14 protein-coding genes are annotated in these 17,723 nt (G+C 73.4%); 6 read left to right on the forward strand and 8 right to left on the reverse strand.

Features of this window, described 5'->3' with window-relative positions; genetic code table 11:
- Nucleotide 1 precedes the first annotated feature (1 nt).
- Genes ACGF3A_RS31040 through ACGF3A_RS31050 form a run of 3 tightly spaced genes read left to right on the forward strand, consistent with a single transcriptional unit; the run spans nt 2 to nt 3,149 of the window.
- The gene (locus tag ACGF3A_RS31040) at nt 2–886 is read left to right on the forward strand and encodes a carbohydrate ABC transporter permease (protein ID WP_393733700.1); all 885 of its coding nucleotides are present in this window, start codon (nt 2–4) and stop codon (nt 884–886) included.
- Complete coding sequence (locus tag ACGF3A_RS31045) at nt 883–2,151, forward strand: 6-phospho-beta-glucosidase (RefSeq protein WP_393733701.1); 1,269 nt, start codon at nt 883–885, stop codon at nt 2,149–2,151. The genes ACGF3A_RS31040 and ACGF3A_RS31045 overlap by 4 nt, the downstream gene beginning before the upstream one ends.
- On the forward strand, nt 2,142–3,149 hold the full coding sequence (locus ACGF3A_RS31050) for an N-acetylglucosamine kinase (RefSeq protein ID WP_393733702.1): 1,008 nt from the start codon (nt 2,142–2,144) through the stop codon (nt 3,147–3,149). Before ACGF3A_RS31045 ends, ACGF3A_RS31050 begins: the two co-directional genes overlap by 10 nt.
- A 75-nt stretch (nt 3,150–3,224) precedes the next feature.
- Here the strand turns inward: ACGF3A_RS31050 and ACGF3A_RS31055 are convergent, their stop codons facing one another.
- The 8 genes from ACGF3A_RS31055 to ACGF3A_RS31090 all read right to left on the reverse strand — a co-directional run bounded on the left by ACGF3A_RS31055 (nt 3,225) and on the right by ACGF3A_RS31090 (nt 15,302).
- Entirely contained in the window at nt 3,225–4,478 is a 1,254-nt protein-coding gene (locus tag ACGF3A_RS31055; protein WP_393733703.1) for an FHA domain-containing protein, read from the reverse strand.
- A 52-nt stretch (nt 4,479–4,530) separates the two neighbouring features.
- Entirely contained in the window at nt 4,531–5,889 is a 1,359-nt protein-coding gene (locus ACGF3A_RS31060; protein ID WP_393733704.1) for a VWA domain-containing protein, read from the reverse strand.
- Between the two features lie 106 nt (nt 5,890–5,995).
- Nucleotides 5,996–7,450 (reverse strand): protein phosphatase 2C domain-containing protein, encoded by a 1,455-nt coding sequence (locus ACGF3A_RS31065; protein WP_393733857.1) that lies wholly within the window; start codon nt 7,448–7,450, stop codon nt 5,996–5,998.
- A gap of 2 nt (nt 7,451–7,452) precedes the next feature.
- The gene (locus tag ACGF3A_RS31070) at nt 7,453–10,137 is read right to left on the reverse strand and encodes a tetratricopeptide repeat protein (RefSeq protein WP_393733858.1); all 2,685 of its coding nucleotides are present in this window, start codon (nt 10,135–10,137) and stop codon (nt 7,453–7,455) included.
- Nucleotides 10,138–10,183: 46 nt separating this feature from the next.
- On the reverse strand, nt 10,184–11,500 hold the full coding sequence (locus tag ACGF3A_RS31075; protein ID WP_393733705.1) for a hypothetical protein: 1,317 nt from the start codon (nt 11,498–11,500) through the stop codon (nt 10,184–10,186).
- A gap of 92 nt (nt 11,501–11,592) precedes the next feature.
- Nucleotides 11,593–12,687: a glutamate ABC transporter substrate-binding protein gene (locus ACGF3A_RS31080; protein ID WP_393733706.1), complete on the reverse strand. Its 1,095-nt coding sequence runs from the start codon at nt 12,685–12,687 to the stop codon at nt 11,593–11,595.
- 14 nt (nt 12,688–12,701) lie between these two features.
- Nucleotides 12,702–14,144, reverse strand: coding sequence for a hypothetical protein (locus tag ACGF3A_RS31085; protein ID WP_393733707.1), 1,443 nt, complete (start codon nt 14,142–14,144; stop codon nt 12,702–12,704).
- Between the two features lie 171 nt (nt 14,145–14,315).
- Nucleotides 14,316–15,302: a methyltransferase domain-containing protein gene (locus ACGF3A_RS31090; protein ID WP_393733708.1), complete on the reverse strand. Its 987-nt coding sequence runs from the start codon at nt 15,300–15,302 to the stop codon at nt 14,316–14,318.
- Nucleotides 15,303–15,373: 71 nt separating this feature from the next.
- Between ACGF3A_RS31090 and ACGF3A_RS31095 the strand changes: the two genes are divergently transcribed.
- The 3 genes from ACGF3A_RS31095 (at nt 15,374) to ACGF3A_RS31105 (ending at nt 17,651) form a co-directional block, all read left to right on the forward strand.
- A complete protein-coding gene (locus ACGF3A_RS31095) occupies nt 15,374–16,102 on the forward strand; it encodes an ABC transporter ATP-binding protein (RefSeq protein WP_393733709.1) in 729 nt (242 codons plus the stop codon).
- The gene (locus ACGF3A_RS31100) at nt 16,099–17,178 is read left to right on the forward strand and encodes an ABC transporter permease (protein WP_393733710.1); all 1,080 of its coding nucleotides are present in this window, start codon (nt 16,099–16,101) and stop codon (nt 17,176–17,178) included. The genes ACGF3A_RS31095 and ACGF3A_RS31100 overlap by 4 nt, the downstream gene beginning before the upstream one ends.
- 71 nt (nt 17,179–17,249) lie before the next feature.
- Complete coding sequence (locus ACGF3A_RS31105) at nt 17,250–17,651, forward strand: globin (RefSeq protein WP_393733711.1); 402 nt, start codon at nt 17,250–17,252, stop codon at nt 17,649–17,651.
- The last annotated feature ends 72 nt before the right edge of the window (nt 17,652–17,723 follow it).

Genomic DNA, 17,723 nt, shown 5'->3' on the forward strand with positions numbered 1-17,723 from the left:
CATGACCGCACTCCCGCTCTCCAAATCCGCCAGGCCGCTGCGGCTCGCGACGCCCGTGGGCCGCAAGGCGATGCTGCGCTGGATAGGCGTCCACGCGCTCGCGATCGCCGCCGCGCTCTTCTTCGTCCTGCCCTTCGTCTTCGTCCTGCTGACCGCCGTGATGAGCGACAGCCAGGCCCTCACCCGCGATCTGTGGCCGAACACCTGGGAATGGGGCAACTTCCGCACCGTGTGGGAGACCCCGGGCTTTCTGACCTGGTGGCGGAACACGCTGCTCTACGCCGGTCTCGGCACCGTCCTCGCGGTCGGCTCCAGCATTCCGGTGGCGTACGCGCTCGCCAAGTTCCGCTTCCGGGGCCGGAATCTGATGATGATGCTCGTCATCGCCGCGATGATGCTGCCGCCGCAGGTCGTCATCGTCCCCATGTATCTGCTCTGGTCGAAGCAGTTCGGCCTCTCGGGGACGCTGTGGCCGCTCATCATCCCCTTCGCCTTCGGCAATCCGTTCACCATCTTCCTGCTGCGCCAGTTCCTGCTGACGATTCCCAAGGAGTACACGGAGGCGGCCAGGATCGACGGCTGCGGCGAATTCCGGGCCATGGTCAGGATCGTGCTGCCCATGGCGAAGCCGGGCCTCGCCGCCGTCGCGCTCTTCCACTTCTTCTACTGCTGGAACGACTACTTCGGCCCGCAGATCTACGCCTCGGAGAACCCCGGCGCCTGGACGCTGAGTTACGGACTGGAATCCTTCAAGGGCGCCCACCAGACCGACTGGAATCTCACCATGGCGGCCACCGTTCTGGTCATGGCCCCGGTGATCATCATCTTCTTCTTCGCCCAGCGTGCCTTCATCGAGGGCGTCACACTGACGGGAGTAAAGGGTTGAAGCTCGCAGTAGTGGGGGGCGGTTCCACCTACACCCCCGAACTCATCGACGGATTCGCGCGGCTGCGGGAGACGCTGCCGCTGAGCGAACTCGTCCTGATCGACCCCGACGCGGACCGGCTGGAGAAGGTCGGCGGCCTCGCCCGGCGCATCTTCGCCCGCCAGGGCCACGACGGCACGATCACCACCACGCACGACCTGGACGCGGGCGTCGACGGCGCCGACGCGGTCCTGCTCCAGCTCCGCGTCGGCGGCCAGGCGGCCCGCGAGCGGGACGAGACCTGGCCGCTGGAGTGCGGCTGCGTCGGCCAGGAGACGACCGGGGCGGGGGGCCTCGCCAAGGCGCTGCGCACCGTGCCCGTCGTCCTGGACATCGCGGAGCGCGTACGCCGCGCGAACCCGGACGCCTGGATCATCGACTTCACCAACCCTGTGGGAATCGTCACACGCGCCCTGCTGGAGGCCGGTCACCGGGCCGTGGGCCTGTGCAACGTGGCCATCCACCTCCAGCGGAAGTTCGCCGCGCTCCTGGAGGTCGCCCCCGGGGAGGTGCACCTCGCGCACTACGGGCTCAACCACCTCACCTGGGAGCTCGGCGTCTCCCTCGGCGGCCCGGACGGCACCGAGGTGCTGCCGAAGCTCCTCGCCGAGCACGGCACCCGGATCGCCGAGGACCTGCGGCTGCCGCCCGGCGTCCTCGACCGCCTGGGCGTCGTGCCCTCCTACTACCTGCGCTACTACTACGCGCACGACGAGGTCGTCGACGAGTCGCGCTCCAAGCCCTCCCGGGCCGCCGAGGTCGCCGCCATGGAGCGCGAACTCCTGGAGATGTACGCCGACCCCGCGCTGGACGAGAAGCCGGCGCTGCTCGCCAAGCGCGGCGGCGCCTTCTACTCCGAGGCCGCCGTCGCGCTGGCCGCCTCCCTGCTGGGCGCGGACGGGGGCGAGAGCGTCCAGGTCGTCAACACGTACAACAACGGCACCCTGCCCTTCCTCCCCGACGACGCCGTGGTCGAGGTCCCCGCGCGGATCTCGCGCGCGGGCGCGGCGCCGCTCACCGCGCCGCGGCTCGACCCGCTCTTCGCGGGGCTCGTCTCGCACGTGACCGCGTACGAGCGCCTCGCGCTGGACGCGGCGCTGCGCGGCGGGCGCGAGCGGGTGTTCAGGACGCTGCTGGCGCACCCCCTCGTCGGCCAGTACGACCGCGCCGAGCGCCTCACCGACCTGCTCCTCTCCCACAACCGGGAGCACCTCGCGTGGGCCTGACGAGCACCGGAGCCACGGGACCGGGCGTGTGCGTCGCCGTCGACGCGGGCAACAGCAAGACCGACGTGGCGGTCCTCGACGCCGCGGGACGCGTGCTCGGCGCGGCGCGCGGGGGCGGCTTCCAGCCGCCGACGGTCGGCGTGGCCGAGGCCGTGGGCGGGCTGGAGCGGACCGTGCTGAGCGCGGCGGACGCGGCCGGGGTCTCCCCCGCCCGCTTCGCCCACGTCTCCGCCTGCCTGGCCAACGCCGACCTGCCGAGCGAGGAGCGCGCGCTGGAGTCCGCGCTGCGGGACCTGGGCTGGGGCGGGACCACGCGTGTGGCGAACGACACGTTCGCGATCCTGCGCGCGGGGCTGCCCGACGACGGTTCCGTACGGCACGGCGCCGCGGTCGTGTGCGGCGCGGGCATCAACTGCGTCGGCGTCGCCGAGGACGGACGCACCCACCGCTTCCCCGCCGTCGGCCACCTCTCCGGCGACTGGGGAGGCGGCTCGGGGCTCGCCTCGGAGGCCCTGTGGCACGCGGCGCGCGCGGAGGACGGCAGGGGCGGCCCGACGGCGCTCGCGCGGGTCCTGCCCGCGCACTTCGGGCTGCCGACGATGTACGCGCTCATCGAGGCGCTGCACCTGGGCGAGCTGCCGATGGCGCGGAAGCACGAGATCACGCCGCTGCTCTTCGGGTGCGCGCGGGAGGGCGACCCCGTCGCGCTCTCCCTGGTGCGCCAGCAGGCCGACGAGATCGTCTCCCTCGCGGTCGTCACGCTCTCCCGGCTGGACCTGCTGGAGACGGACAGCCCCGTCTTCCTGGGCGGCGGCGTGGCGGCGGCCCGCCACGCCGAACTCGACTCCCGGCTCACGGAACAGCTCGCCCTCCGGGCCCCGAAGGCGACCGCCCACGTGGTCACGGCGCCGCCCGTGCTGGGCGCCGCGCTCCTCGCCCTCGACGAGGCGCGGGCGCCGCGCGAGGCCCACGCGCGGGTGCGGGAGCACTACACGTAGCGGGAGCGCGCGTACGTACGTGAGGGGCCCGGCGCGGTGTGCGCCGGGCCCCTCACGTACGAGGCGGGACCGGGGTCAGCCCCGGTGCAGCGTGATCGTCGTCCACGCGCCGACGTGGACGCGGTCGCCCTCCTTCAGGGGGACGGGGACGAACGGCTGGATCGGGTCCTCCGCGCCGTTGATCGTGGTGCCGTTGGTCGAGTCCTGGTCGACGACGGACCAGCTCCCGTCCGGCTGCTGCACCAGCACCGCGTGCTGGTGCGAGACGCCCGGGTCCTCCGGCTGACGGGCCAGATCGATGTCCGGCGACTCCCCGGTGGAGGCCCGGCGGCGGCCGATGGTGATCTGGTTGCCGGTCAGCTGGAGCGACTGCTGCGGCGAGTACGCGGGCAGATTGAGCGCCGCGGCCTCGGGACCGCTGCGGCCCATCATCGCCATGAAGTACTCGCGGTCGGGCGCGATCATGACCATCCAGGAGCTGGGCCCCTGCTGCCCGTAGTCGGGCTGGCCGTAGTCCGGCTGCCCGTAGTCCGGCTGGGGCGGCTGCTGGTGCTGCTGCTGCGGGAACGGCGGCGGGCCCTGGTGACCCGGCCCCTGCTGCCCGTAGTCCGGGTGCGGGGCCTGCGGGGCGCCGGGGTGCCCCTGCTGGCCGCCGGGCGGCGGGCTGAGCACCCAGTCGCCGCTCGGCTGCGCGGAGCCGGGCGGCGGGCCCTGCTGCTGGCCGGGGTCGCCGTAAGGCAGCGGCTCGGCGGGCCGGTTCATCTGCGAGGGCCTGGAGCGCTCGTAGTCGATCCCCGGGTCGTGCCCCTGGCCCGGGCCCTGCCCCTGGTCGTGGTGACCGGGGTACGGCTGCTGGCCGCCGGGCGGCGGGAAGCCCCCGGGTCCACCGGGTCCGGGCGGCGGCGGGCCCTGCTGGCCCGGTCCCTGGCCCTGCTGGCCGTGCGGCACGTACGTCGTGGGCGAGTGCGTCAGGAAGTTGTAGCGGCACTCCTCGCAGAACGGCGCCTGCACCTCGCGCGGCGTGCCGCACTGCGGGCACAGCTCGGGCCTGGCGCCCTGCTGCTCGTGACCGGGACCGGGCGAGCCGGGTCCCGGATAGCCGTACCCCTGGCCGGGCACGCCGGGGCCGCCGGGTCCTGGCGGCGGGGCCTGCTGGCCGGGACCGCCGGGCCCGGGATAGCCGTAGCCCCCCGCTCCGTGCGCGGGTGGCGGCGGAGGAGGTGGCGGTACGGCACCAGCGGGCGCGGCGGGTGCGCCGGACATGCGGTGACCGCACACCTCGCACCAGTCGTCGGCCGCCGACTGGTGACCGTTCGGGCAAGTCGGCATGGTGAGTGCCTCCCCCTCCGTGCTCCTGCTCTTCAGTACCTCTGGTACGTGCCTATTTCTTCACGCGGACCGTCTTGGTGGACCGCGTCTCCAGCGTCATTTCGTCCGCCTCGGCGACCTTCGCCTTCAATCGAACAGTACCCGCCGCCGCGTCCACGACGTCGACCACCTTCGAAAGCAATTTCGCAGTATCCGCGTTCCCCGATTCATTGGCCAGTTGTACCGCCCGCCCAAGTTTGGCGGTTGCGCCCGCTTCATCCCCAGATTTCCGCATATCCAGTCCCGACTGGATGGCCTGGGCGAGTTCGGCCTGTCCTGTGTAGTGCGCCACCTGCGGGTTGATCGACGTGGTGGCCACCATGTCGTCCGTCCACACGGCGCGGATCAGGCCCTGCGAGAGCGTCTGGGCCGGGCCGCCGTCCGGCGCCGGGAGGACGAGCGAGACGCGCGCCGCGAGCATCTCCTGCCCCACTCCGGCCGAGGGCACCTCCACGCACACGTGGTAGTCGCGGGACTCGTCGCCCCAGGAGCCCGTGGGGTAGTCGCCCGCGCGGGCGCCCGCCGGGGTGCGGCGGTCGGTCAGCTCCTCCATCGTCGGCGCGACCTGCTTGACGAACTTGATCTCCGAGCCCTGCGGAGTCCACAGGCGGAGCGCCACATCGGCGACCTCCTTGCCCATGGCCTTCTCCATCATCTGCGTGAAGTCCTCGGCGAGACCGCCCGGATCGGCCACGATGTCGGCGGAGCCGAGCATCGCCGAGGCGATCCCGGTCACCTCCTTGACCTCCCAGTCGGTGCCCACGCCGCGCGCGTCGCAGGTGAAGCGGCCCGCGCAGGCTTCGAGCGAGGCCCTCAACTCCTCGGGCTCCTCGTGCTCGTTGCGCCCGTCGGTCAGCAGGATGCCGTGCCGGATGGCGACGTCGGCGGAGTTGAGCAGCCGGTCGGCGAGCCGCAGCCAGGTGCCGATGGCGGTGCCGCCGCCCGCGCTCAGGCTGCGCAGCGCGTCCTTGGCCTGCGCGCGCGTGGTGTCGTCCGCGACGGCGAGGCCCCCGCCGCCGGGGAAGACCTCCTTGGCCTGGTGGGTGCCCGCGACGACCGCGAACGCGACGCCGTCGCGCACCGTGTCGATCGCGGCGGCCGTGGCGTCGCGCGCGTTGCGCATCTTGGTCGGCGGGTAGTCCATCGAACCCGAGCAGTCGACCATGATGACGACGGCCGCGTCGGGCCCGCCGGCGCTCACGCCGTCCCGCGCCGGGTCGGAGACCGGCAGGGGCAGCCCACCGGTCGTCCCGCCGCCCGTCGAGGTCACGGTGACGATCGCGCTGACCTCCTGCGCGCCCTCCGGCAGATACTCGTTCTGATACACCTCCGCCGAGAAACGCGGGGCGTTCGACTTGGAGAAGTTGGCCATGTGTTCCGCTCCTGCTGCTCTACAGCGACAAGTAGACAAAAGGGCGGGCGGAAGTGCGGTGTCTCGCGGTGCTTCCCCCCGGTTCTCTCCTAGGACCGTCCCGGCATCAGGCCGATCCTGCCCGCCCCGACGGCGCGGGGAACGGGACCACGGCCACTGTTACGTTGTCGTGGCCCCCGCCGTCCAGGGCGTAACCGACCAGGTGCTGCGCCGAGTGCAGCGGCCGGTTCAGCGCGTCCTGCGGCACCGCGGCCGCCATCTCGTCCGCCGACTCCGCGTAGTTCCAGAGCCCGTCCGTGCACACCACCACTACACCCGCCCGGTCGGGCTTGAAGGAAGCCGTGTGCGGGTCGAGTTCGTAGGCGTCGGCGCCGAGCCAGCCGGTGATGGCGTGCGCGCGGGAGTCCGCGTACGCCTCGGCCTCGTTCATCAGCCCCGCGGCGACCATCTGCGCCGCCCACGAGTCGTCCTCGGTCAGCCGCGCCGAGGCGGCCGTACGGTCGTCGGGGATCCAGTAGGCACGGCTGTCGCCGACCCAGCCGACGGTGAGGATGCCGTCGGCGGTCAGCGCGCCGACGATGGTGCACGCGGGCGCGTTCTTCGACGGCTCCGGAGGGCCGTCCTCCGCCAGCACGTTGACGGCCTCGGCGGCGGCCACGAGCGCGTCGTGCATCGCCTGCTGCGCGTGCGTGCCGCGCACGACGGCGTCGCTCAGCGAGGCGCTCGCGGCGACCGCGGCGGCGGCCGACGCCTCGTCGGGGCGGGTCGCGGAGGAGACGCCGTCGCAGACGACCGCGATCGTCGCGAGCACGCCGGAGGGGCCGGTCGTCTCGGTCACCGCGAAGTAGTCCTCGTTGCGGTGGTGGCGCAGCCCCCGGTCGCTGGCGGCGGCCACGGTGTCCAGCGCGCGCTCCATGTGGTCGCGCTCGCGGGGCTGCTTGTGGCCGCAGTGCTCGCAGTAGCCGTCGTCGTCGATGGTGCCGGTGCCGCACGCCACGCAGCGCGGACCGAGGAGTTCGGGCCCGCTCATCCCGCTGGGCACGTCGCCGAGCGGCGCGGGGCCCGCGCCGCGCACGGGCTCGCCGCCCACGTCGAGGAAGGCCGTCTCGTCACGGCCGTCGTGCCCGTCGTGCCCGCGCGGCCCGTCCTCGCGCAGCGCGCGCGGGTCGGAGGCGCGGGGGTCGGGGGACCCGGTCGCCTCGCGCGAGGCGCCGGGCCGCTCCTCGGTCGGCTCCGTCGGCCGCGCGGGCGGCAGCGTGAAGTCGCTGTCGGGGGACGCGAGTCCGGCCTCCGCCTCGCCGTACGGGGACTCGCCGCGCGCCGCCTCGCCGCGCGCCGCCTCCGCGGGCTGTCCCGGCGGGGGCGTGACGGGCAGCGACTCGCGCAGGCGCGCGCCGTTGACCGGCAGCGTGGGCCGGTCCCCGCCCGGCGCACCGGCCCCTGCCTCGGCGGCGCGCCGCGCTGCCTCCAGGTCGGCACCGCACGCGCCGCAGAAGCGGTCCCCCTCCTCCAGCGGCTCCGAGCAGCTGGGGCAGGCGGACAGTTGGTCGAGCTGTGGCATGGTCACACCCACGTCCTGGGGCGGAAACGGTTGGCCCGCTCCACCAGTTCGATCCTCTCGGTGCCCGTCTGCGCGAGCCGCGCGAGCAGCCGGTACGAGCGTTCCAGCCCGAAGCGCAGCCCCTCCTCGGTGAGCGGGCTGCCGAGCAGATGTCTGCCGGCCTCGGCCCCCGGCGGCGCGCCCCGCCGGCACAGCGTCCAGTCGAGGGCGCAGCCGAGCACCTCGGTGGTCAGCTCCTCCCGCCGCACCGCGTCGAGGCTCACGTGCTGGAGCTCCTCGACCTGCCGCGCGGCCGCCTGGAGGTCGTCCAGCAGCGGCTCCTGCGGCGAGCGCTGGCGCAGCCGGGCGCGTACGGCGGCGACCCGCGCGGCCGTGAAGTGGATGGACGCCTCGGGGACCGACTCCAGCGTCCGTACGGCGCCGGTCCTGTCCCCCGCGGCCAGCCGCACCCGGGCGAGGCCGAACGCGGCGCTCACGTACGCCGGGTCGGTGGCCCACACCAGGCGGTAGTACTCGGCGGCGTTGTCCAGCTGGCCCAGCACCTCGGCGCAGATGCCCAGGGCGAGCTTCGGCGCGGGCTCGCCGGGGAACGCGTCGTAGACCGCGTCGAAGGAGAGCGCCGCGGTCTCCCGGTCGCCGGTCACCAGCGCGGACAGGCCCCGGTACCAGACGACCCGCCAGTCGTCGGCGTGCTTGGTCTCCAGCGCCGCGAGGGCCTCGCCGGACGCGGCGGCGTCGTCCATCTCCAGCAGGGCGCGCAGCTCGCGCAGCCGCCGCTCGACCGAGTCCGTCGGCGCGCCCTCCAGCGCGGTCAGCAGATCGGCGGGCGCGGCGGCCATCAGGCCCGCCAGGAAGCCCGCGTTGGGGTCGGAGGGGTCGACGCGCGGCACGGGCAGCGCCATCGCGGTGGGCCGCGCCTGGAACGGTACGAGCGAGACCGTGCCCGCCGCCTCCTGGGCCGCGGACTCCCCGCTCCCGGGCCGCCCCGGCAGCTGTACGTGCGCCGGGGTGCTGCCGAACGAGCCGTGCTGGCCCCCGTTCGCGCTCTGCGCCATCAGCGTGGTGGCGGGCGGGGCGGCGGGCGGCGCCCCGGGGCCCGGCTGGGCCGGGATCGCGGGGGGCGCCTGCGGCGCGGGAAGCGCCGCGGGGGAGGCTCCCTTGCCGTTCCTGCCCCGCTTGCGCCGGGGCGCGGTCTCGCGCGCCCCCAGCAGCGAGGAGTCGCCCGTCACATGGGCGAGCAGCTGCGTGTCCACGACGCGCGGCTCGGGCCCGAACAGCGTGGACATCGCGGGCCTCGGCCGCCCCGTCTGGAGCGCGACGACCTCGCGCAGCACGCCCAGCAGCTGCTCGGCCATCTCCTCGGCCGAGGCGAACCGGCGCTGCGGGTCGGGGTCCGTCGCCCGCACCAGGAGGCGGTAGAAGGACTCGTACCTCTGGAAGACCTCGATGTTCTCGGGGTCGGGCAGGCTGTCCACGAACACGTTCGTGTAGCCCTGGAAGTCGAAGGTGAGGACGGCCAGCGTGCGCGCGACCGTGTAGAGGTCGGAGGCGACGGAGGCGCCCTCCTCGGCGACCTCGGGCGCCTGGTAGCCGACCGTGCCGTAGATCGCGCTGTCGTCGTCGTCCATCCGGCGCACCGCGCCCATGTCGATCAGCTTGAGCTGGTCGTCCTGCTGGATGGCGTTGTCGACCTTGAAGTCGCAGTAGAGCAGGTTGCGGCTGTGCAGATGGCCCAGGGCCTCCAGCGCCTCGATGCCGTACGCGCAGGCCTGCTCGACCGGCAGCGGGTCGCGCTTGCCGTCCTCGGTGCGGCGGCCGTTGGCGATCTCCTTGAGGGACTTGCCGCCGACGTACTCCATGACGATGTAGCCGTCGAGGCTGCCGGTGCGCTGGTCGAGGTGCTCGACGAAGTTGTAGATGCGGACGATGTTGGAGTGCTCGATCTCCGCGAGGAACCGCCGTTCGGCGATGGCCGCCGCCATCGCGTCCTCGTCGCCCGTGTCGAGCAGGCCCTTGAGCACCACCCAGCGGTCGGAGACGGCGCGGTCCACGGCGAGGTAGACCCAGCCGAGCCCGCCGTGCGCGAGACAGCCCGCGACCTCGTACTGGCCGTGCACGATGTCGCCCGCGTTCAGCTTGGGCACGAACGAGTACGGGTGCCCGCACTTGGTGCAGAAGCCCTCCGTACGCCCCGACTTGCTGCCCCGCGCGCGGCCCACGGGCGCGCCGCACTCGCTGCTGGAGCAGAACCGCTTCCGCTCGGGGACCTCCGGGTTCTCCAGGACGACCGAGGCCGGGTCGGGCTTGGGCACGTCCGGTATCTGCACGAGCCCCGCGCCCAGCCTGCCCCGCGCGGAGGAGCCCGCGGCGGAACCGGCGCTGCGCACCGAGACCGAGCGGGCCGAGGCCCGCCCCGACAGGTTCCGGGAGAGGCGCCCGGAGACCGAGCGGCGCGAGGACTGCGAACGGGAGGAGGCCCGCGAGGACGCGGAACCCGTCACTCCGGACCCGGTCGAGCCCGAGGAGCCGCTGTCGCGCCCCGCGCTCGTCATCCCCGTCGGCGCGGCCCCGAGCAATCCGCCCGGTGCGACGACGGGGGCGAGCCCGCACGTGTCGCAGTACAGCTCGCCGCCGCCCATGTCCTCGTACGTGCCCTCGCACTGGGGCCGCTGGCACGGTTTGTTCAGCACGCCCGACTGCTCACTCACTGCCTGATGCCCCCTCGGCCCTCGTTCACTGGGTCTCCGCGCCGGTCTGCCGCTGGCCCGGCACCAGCACCTCGCGGGCCGCCTGCTGGTAGCGGAGCACCGCGTCCTCCGCCGCGCGCAGATCGCAGGGCGCGCTCCACAGCATGCGGCGCGCCACGTCGTACCGCTCGATCAGCATCCGGTCCTCCGCCATGCCGTGCTGGGCGACCTTCGCCTTGTACGCGTCCAGCCTGCCGCGCAGCTCCGCGCGGACCGCCAGCGGGGCCGTCACCGCGGACAACTGCGCGCGGGCCCGCTCCAGTTCCTCCTCCGCGCGCCGCTCCAGGCTCTCCAGCAGCGGCGAGAGCCGGTGCCACTCGGCGCGGCGCCGGTGCTCGGCGGCGGCCGCCAGCTGCTCCTGGAGCACGGTCGGCGGGCCGCTCACCGCGGGCACCTCGGACGCGGCGATCTTCGCCAGGACCTCGCCGCGCGCGGACCGCGCCTCGGCGAGCGTACGGTCGGCGCGGGTGAGCAGGTCGCGGAGCTTCATCAGACGCTGCTCCGCGTCCTGCCGTACGGCCAGGACCGCGTCGATCTCGCGGCGCACCTCTTCCAGCGCGCGGGCCGCCGCGTCGTACCGCGTGATGTCCGGGCGTCCGCCGCCCGGGGCGCTGCTGCCGCCGGTGGACGTCCAGAAGGCGAGCGGGTCGGCGACCACCTCGGCGCGCAGCGAGGTCAGTTCGGCCGTGGTCCGCTCCAGGTCGTCGCCCGAGGGGTGCTCGCCGGGGCGGACGCCCACCGAGTGCGCCAGCGAACGGACGCGCTGGAGCTCGGCGGCGAGCAGGTCGATCCGGGCGGGCAGCGCGGACCAGACGGAGTCGGCGGCGGCGACGACGTCGAGCGCCTGCGCGTACCACTCGTTCATCCGCTCGACGAGCTGGCCGAGCGTCAGCTCCTCGGCCAGTCGCGGCCCCTCGGTCAGGCTCATCCCCGGGGCGCCCGCCGTGACGCCGGAGGAGAGGCCGCCGGAGACGGTGAGGGTGCCGCGCAGCAGCCTGGTCAGCTCGGTCAGGTCGTCGCGGCTGGGCCAGCGGCGCCTGGCGCGCAGCTCGCGGGCGGTCTCCAGGGTGCGGGAGTAGGTCTCGAACCCGTTCCACAGCAGGGTGATGGCCGCCTCGGCCTGCGCCCAGCGGTGCGCCGTGACACCGGAGAGCCGGGCGCCCTCCAGCAGGCGGCGCCCCGCGTGGTCCTGGAGCGCGAGCAGCGAGGACTCGACCGCCTCGTGCTCGGCTTCCAGCCGCTCCAGAGCACGGTCGGCCTCCTCCCGGCTCATCACCGGTCCGGTGGGTCCCGCGGGCCCCATCGATCACCTCGCTGTTCTCTCGTACGAACGCTCGGACCGTTCGCTTCCCTCAGCCCTGCCCGTTCAGTCCTCCCGGTCCTGTTACGGGCATCTCAGTCCCGGTACAGGGGCTTGGGGGGCGTGTCCCCGTCCTTCGTACCCCCCAAGTTCTTTTTCAGCCACTTGTCGTACGAGTCGTGCCACTGGTCCTTGCGGAAGTCGACCAGCACCTTGTTGACCCTGCGCACCAGGTCGTCGTCGTCCAGGTTCATCGCGACGCCGTACGGCTCGTTGGTGACCGGCTCGCCGATCAGCTCGACCGAGGGGTCCTGCGCGGCCTGTCCGGCGCCCAGCGCGCTGTCGGTCACGGTGGCGTCGGCCTCGCCGAGCTGCAGCCTGACCAGGCAGTCGAGCTGGTTGGGGACGACGACGGGCTTGGCGCCGAGCTTCTTGTAGCGCCCGGAGGTCATGAGCTGCTCGGCGGTCGAGCCGGAGGCGAAGCAGACGCGCTTGCCGTTCATGCTCTTGTCGAAGCCCTTGACCTTCGCGCGCTTCTTCGGCACCACGATCTGCTGCCCGGCTTCGAAGTAGGCGGTGGAGAAGTTCACATCACGCTTGCGCTCGCAGTCGATCGTCATGGTGCGGACGACCATGTCCACGTCGCCGGCCTTCAGCGCGGGGATGCGCTGGTCGGTCGGGATGGTCTTGAACGTGAGCTTGTCGGACCCGTCGCCGCCCAGCAGATCGCGGGCGATGGCGCGGGCCAGGTCGATGTCGAAGCCCTCGATGTCGCCCGTCGTCGGGTCGCGGAAGCCCCACTGGAAGCTGTTCTGGTCGATGCCGACGACCAGCTTGCCCTTCTTCTTGATCCGCTTGACCGCCTTGCCGTCGTCGCCGCCGCGGGGCTTCAGGCTCGCGGCGGCGGGCTCGCCGTCGTCGCACTTCTCCGGCTCGTCCGGCGCGGCGGGGGCCGCGGGTGCGGCGGGCTCGTGCTGGCGGGCGCCCCGGTCGGGCGACGGCGCGGCGCCGTCCGAGCCGCCCGACGAGAGCACGGTGGGGACCAGCACCGCGGCGACGACCGCGAGTCCGCTCGCGGCGACGGCGGCGGACCTGCCCGGCCTGCCCGGCCTTCCGGACCCGCCGCGTCCGCGGCCGTACCGCCGCTCGCGCTCCCCGGTCCGTTCCCCGGTCCGCTCTGCGCTTCCCATGTCCTGCTCCCCCCTCACCGGTACTCCGAGAGTCTGCGTCCGATGCCCCAGACCGCCGTGGCGGCGCCCGCCAGCGCGAGCACGAGGGCACCGATGGTCAGGCCGCCGAACCAGCCGCGTCCCCCGTCGGCCGCCTCTTCGAACTGCTTCTGCTCGTGGACGCTGGCCGCTTCGAGGCTCCTGTCGACCTCGTCGAAGCTCTGGCCCGTGGAGTCCTTGGCCCCGATGACCTTGTCGACGGACGCCTCGTACCCACCGTTGTCGTCCAGGTCGCGGGCCTTGGCGTGGCGCTTCTTCCACTCCCCGACGGCCGACTTGGCGTCCTCGACGGCCTCGCGTCCGGCGCTGTCGTCGGCGAGCGCGAGCGCCTCGTCGAGCTGGCCCCCGCCGCCGCGGTCCGCGCCGCGGCCGTTGCCCGCGACGTCGGTCATCTGCTTCTTGTAGCTCTCCTCGTACGTGGCTCCGCCGCCGCGCGCGACCAGCGTCATGTTCTCGTCGCCGCGCGCCTGGAGGGTGCCGATCCACGCGTCGTTGAGCTGCTGGAGGGAGCGGGCGCCCTTCTCGTCGGACTCCGCGAGCCCGGCGCGGGCCATCGCGTGCCCGCCGGTCAGCCACACCAGCACGGCGAGCGTGGCGGCGGTGGCGCCGACCAGGCCCGTGTTGAACACCCGGTTCGTACGGCGGTAGTTACGGCGCTGGGCCCAGACGAGCCCGCCCAGCGCGAGCACCCCGGCGCCGATCGCGAGGTACGGCCAGGACTTCGCGTCGTCGTAGTCACCGCCGAGCCGCGCGGTCTCCGCCGTGTAGAGCTTGCTGGCCGCCGGGAGGAGTTCGCCGCGCATCTTCTCGTTGGCGTACCGCAGATAGGCGCCGCCCAGCGGGAGGCCCTGGCGGTTGTTGGCGCGGGCCGACTCCACGAGGCCCGTGTAGCGCGGCAGTCCGCGGTTGAGTATGGCGATCTGCTTCTGGGCGCTCGCGGAGCTCTTGGAGTTGGCCGCCGCGTTGACCAGCAGCTCGGACGCCTGGCGGATGTCCCTCTCGTACCGCTCACGCACCTGCTCGCGTTCGTCGCCGCCCGCCAGGAAGCCGCTGGAGGCCGTGGTGTCGGCGTCGGCCAGCGAGCGGTAGACACGCGCCGCGTCGGCGCTCAGCGGCTGGCTGTGCTCGACCACCGCGTCCGCCGAGGACTTCCGGTCGGCGATCTGCCAGGCCGTCACGCCCCCGAACAGCACGACGAGCGCGGCCAAGGCCGCGCCGATGGTCCTGAGTCTGCCGGGTTCCGTGACGACAGCGGCCCGTATTCGGTACACGCCCTCGGCCCACGCGGTACGTCCGGGCGGCGCCGCCGGTGCGGGCGTGCCCGCCGGGACGGGCGGCGGGACCGGTGCCGGGGAGGCGGCGGCGGAGGAGGCGGGAGACGACGGTGGCGCGGGTGGCGCCGTCGGCGGCTGTGTCACGGCTTGGAGACCTCCCCCTGGGTCGCTGACATGGGCCCTTCCCCGATGTGCCCTCCGTGTGGTCTCACGTCGGGAACCGAGCCTTGGCCAGCAGTATGGCCGCAGGGCGCGGCAGACACACGGCTTTGGCTGGGATCTTGTTCGGATCGCGACCAGAGCGTACGCCCTCCATCACGCGCCGGGAGGTTCCGCGGTTCCCGCGCCGTTCCCGTCCGTACCGCCCAGGGGCCAGGTGTGCGGGCCGTACGGCTCGTCCAGCCAGGCCCACTGCCGTCCGTCCGCCACGGTGACCCCGTACCGCCCGCGTCCCGGGCGCCCCTCCTCGCGCCACAGGTCGTACGCGGCCTCCGGCTCCAACCGGCCGCCGGAGACTGCGAGAAGGAAGCGGAAGCTGTCGTCCCGGCGCGCGTGCGCGGGCACCCCCGGCGCGGACAGGGGCGGGTGCGGAGCGGCGGGCGTACCGCCGCGCAGCGGCACGAAGTAGGCGGGCGTCGGCGTGAAGTGCCCCGAGGACACGCCCTCCTGGTCGACGCGCAGGGCCAGCAGCCCGCTCGCGAGCGGGGCGAGGACCAGCGCGTCCTTGGCGCACTGACCGAGCCAGGCGGGCGGTACGGACGGCAGGGCGCAGGTCGCGATGATCCGGTCGTACGGCGCGTGCGCGGGGCAGCCTCTGGCGCCGTCCCCGGTGATCACCCGGGGGCGGTGGCCCGACGCCTTCAGATGGGCGCGGGCCGCCTCGGTGATGTCGGGGTCGAGGTCGACGGTGGTGACGCGGGCGTCGCCGAGGCGGTGGCAGAGCAGCGCGGCGTCGTAGCCCGGCCCGGTGCCGATCTCCAGGACGGTCATGCCGTCCTCGACCTCCAGGTACTCCAGCATCCGCGCCATCAGCGAGGGCTGGCTGCTGGAGGAGATCAGCGCTCCGTCCCGGATCCGGGTGGCCAGCGGCTGGTCCGTGTAGACCCCCTCCCGCCAGCGCGCCCGGCGCTCCGGGTCGGGGTCGTCGCGCCACAGCCGCTCGTACCCGCCGCCCCGCAGCGCCGCGTAGTAGAACGGCACGAACAGCTCGCGGGGCACCTCGGCGAAGGCCGCGCGCCACGCGGGGTCGCGGAGCGCCCCGCCGGCCACGATCTCCCGTACGAGATCACTGGGTGCAGCCATATTTCCAATGTGAGGGCAAAAAAGTGATCACGCGAGACCGGAATGAGATGTCTCGTGATTAGTGTCCCCTCATGGCCGAGAACGCGATCATGGCCGAGGGGCTGCGGAAACGCTACGGGGGGACTCAGGCCGTCGACGGCGTCTCCTTCACCGTGGAGAGCGGCGAGTTCTACGGGATCCTCGGGCCCAACGGAGCAGGCAAGACGACCACCCTGGAGATCGTCGAGGGGCTCCGCGAGCCCGACGAGGGCCAGGCCCACGTCCTCGGCTCCCCCTCCTGGCCCCGCGACCGGAAGCTGCTGCGCCGCATCGGCGTCCAGCTCCAGGCCTCCGCGTTCTTCGAGAAGCTGACCGCGCGCGAGCAGATCCACACCTTCGCCGCGCTCTACGGCGTCTCCGAGGAGCGCGCCGACGCGATGCTGGAGACCGTCGGCCTGACCGAGAAGGCGAACGTCCGCGACGACAAGCTCTCCGGCGGGCAGGCCCAGCGGCTCTCGATCGCCTGCGCGCTCGTGCACGACCCCGAACTCGTCTTCCTGGACGAGCCGACGACGGGGCTCGACCCGCAGGCCCGCCGCAATCTGTGGGACCTGCTGCGGCAGATCAACGCCGAGGGCCGCACCGTCGTCCTCACCACGCACTACATGGACGAGGCCGAGACCCTGTGCGACCGCGTCGCCGTGATGGACAACGGCCGCGTGCTGCGCGTCGGTCCGCCGCGCGAGCTGATCGCGGAGCTGGGAGTCGACTCGCTGGAGGACGTCTTCCTCCAGCTCACGGGGCGGGAGTACCGGGAATGAGAGCGTTCTGGAGCCTGTCGGCGGCGATGACGAAGGGGCTGCTGCGCGACCGGGCGGCGGTCTTCTTCACGCTGATCTTCCCGCTGATGTTCCTCCTCCTCTTCGGCGCCCTCTTCAAGGACCAGAGCACCCCGCAGGCCGAGGTCACCCAGGTCGGGGACGTGAAGGTGCTCGACGGCATCCCCGCCAAGGAGCGCGAGGGGCTGCGCGAGGTCCTGAAGATCGAGAAGACGGACGGCTCGGCCGCAGCCCGCAAGGAGGCCCTGGAGAAGGTCCGCAAGGGTGACACCGACGCGGCCGTCTTCCAGCGCGGCGACGGCGAGGTCGAGCTGCGCTACTCGGCCGCCGACCAGACGCGCTCGGGGAACGTGCGGGGCGTGCTCGACTCCCTCGTCCAGCAGGCCAACCAGCGCGCCACGGGCCAGCCGCCCGCCTACCGGCTGACGACACAGACCCTGGAGGACCAGTCGACCAAGCCCATCCAGTACCTCACCCCGGGGCTGCTGGGCTGGGCGGTCGCGATGGGCGGCGTCTTCGGCTCCTCGTTCAACCTCGTGAGCTGGCGCAAGAAACGCATCCTGCGCCGCCTGTGGCTCGCCCCGATCGGGCCGGGCGCGGTGATCGGCGCCCGGGTCGGCGTGAACCTGGCGATGGCCTTCGCGCAGACGGCGATCTTCCTGGGCGTCGCGCTGCTCCCGTACTACGGGCTGGAGCTGACAGGCCACTGGTGGCTCTGCCTGCCGCTGATCGCCTGCGGCACGCTCGCGTTCATGTCGATCGGCCTGCTCGTCGGCTCCTGGGCGAAGTCCGAGGAGGCGGCCAACGGGCTGGCCCAGATCATCATCCTGCCGATGGCCTTCCTCTCCGGCGCGTTCTTCCCCCTCGACGGGGCGCCCTCCTGGGTGCGCACCGTCTCGGACTTCCTCCCGCTCAAGCACCTCTCGCAGGCCATGCAGGACGTGCTGAGCCGGGGCGAGGGCTGGGGCGCGGCGCTGCCGGTGATGGGCGGACTGCTGCTGTTCGCCGCGGTCCTCTCCTTCATCGCCTCCCGCGTCTTCCGCTGGGACGCCGCGTGACCCTGCCGGGGCGCACGACCGGTCCTAGGCCCGGAGTCCTCCGCCGGGGCATCTGCGACCATGGAGAAGTGATGGAGATTCCGCGCGGCAGCCTGGAGACGCAGACCTTCTACGAGCAGGTCGGCGGCGAGGACACCTTTCGCCGGCTCGTGCACCGCTTCTACCAGGGCGTCGCCGAGGACCCCCTGCTGCGGCCCATGTACCCGGAGGAGGACCTCGGCCCCGCCGAGGAGCGGCTCGCGCTCTTCCTGATGCAGTACTGGGGCGGGCCCCGCACGTACAGCGACGCGCGCGGCCACCCCCGGCTGCGGATGCGCCACGCGCCGTTCAAGGTGGACCGCGCGGCGCACGACGCCTGGCTGCGGCACATGCGCGACGCGGTGGAGAGCCTGGAGCTGCCCGAGGCGCAGGAAGTCCGGCTCTGGGACTACCTCGTGTACGCGGCGGGGTCTATGGTCAACTCCGCGGACTGAGGGACCGCCCCGCCGCCGACCCCCTCCGGGCGCCGACCAGCCCTGTGACGGAGCGTGCCGGTGACGGTGCGT

This window comes from Streptomyces sp. NPDC048172, from assembly GCF_043202595.1.
Lineage (GTDB): Bacteria > Actinomycetota > Actinomycetes > Streptomycetales > Streptomycetaceae > Streptomyces.

Excerpts from the sequence above, each read along its gene's own strand:
- ACGF3A_RS31060 (WP_393733704.1), bottom strand. The coding sequence starts at position 5,889 with ATGGCCAACTTCTCCAAGTCGAACGCCCCGCGTTTCTCGGCGGAGGTG.
- ACGF3A_RS31095 (WP_393733709.1), top strand. The coding sequence starts at position 15,374 with ATGGCCGAGAACGCGATCATGGCCGAGGGGCTGCGGAAACGCTACGGG.
- ACGF3A_RS31090 (WP_393733708.1), bottom strand. The coding sequence starts at position 15,302 with ATGGCTGCACCCAGTGATCTCGTACGGGAGATCGTGGCCGGCGGGGCG.
- ACGF3A_RS31075 (WP_393733705.1), bottom strand. The coding sequence starts at position 11,500 with ATGGGGCCCGCGGGACCCACCGGACCGGTGATGAGCCGGGAGGAGGCC.
- ACGF3A_RS31040 (WP_393733700.1), top strand. The coding sequence starts at position 2 with ATGACCGCACTCCCGCTCTCCAAATCCGCCAGGCCGCTGCGGCTCGCG.
- ACGF3A_RS31100 (WP_393733710.1), top strand. The coding sequence starts at position 16,099 with ATGAGAGCGTTCTGGAGCCTGTCGGCGGCGATGACGAAGGGGCTGCTG.
- ACGF3A_RS31105 (WP_393733711.1), top strand. The coding sequence starts at position 17,250 with ATGGAGATTCCGCGCGGCAGCCTGGAGACGCAGACCTTCTACGAGCAG.
- ACGF3A_RS31080 (WP_393733706.1), bottom strand. The coding sequence starts at position 12,687 with ATGGGAAGCGCAGAGCGGACCGGGGAACGGACCGGGGAGCGCGAGCGG.
- ACGF3A_RS31055 (WP_393733703.1), bottom strand. The coding sequence starts at position 4,478 with ATGCCGACTTGCCCGAACGGTCACCAGTCGGCGGCCGACGACTGGTGC.
- ACGF3A_RS31065 (WP_393733857.1), bottom strand. The coding sequence starts at position 7,450 with ATGCCACAGCTCGACCAACTGTCCGCCTGCCCCAGCTGCTCGGAGCCG.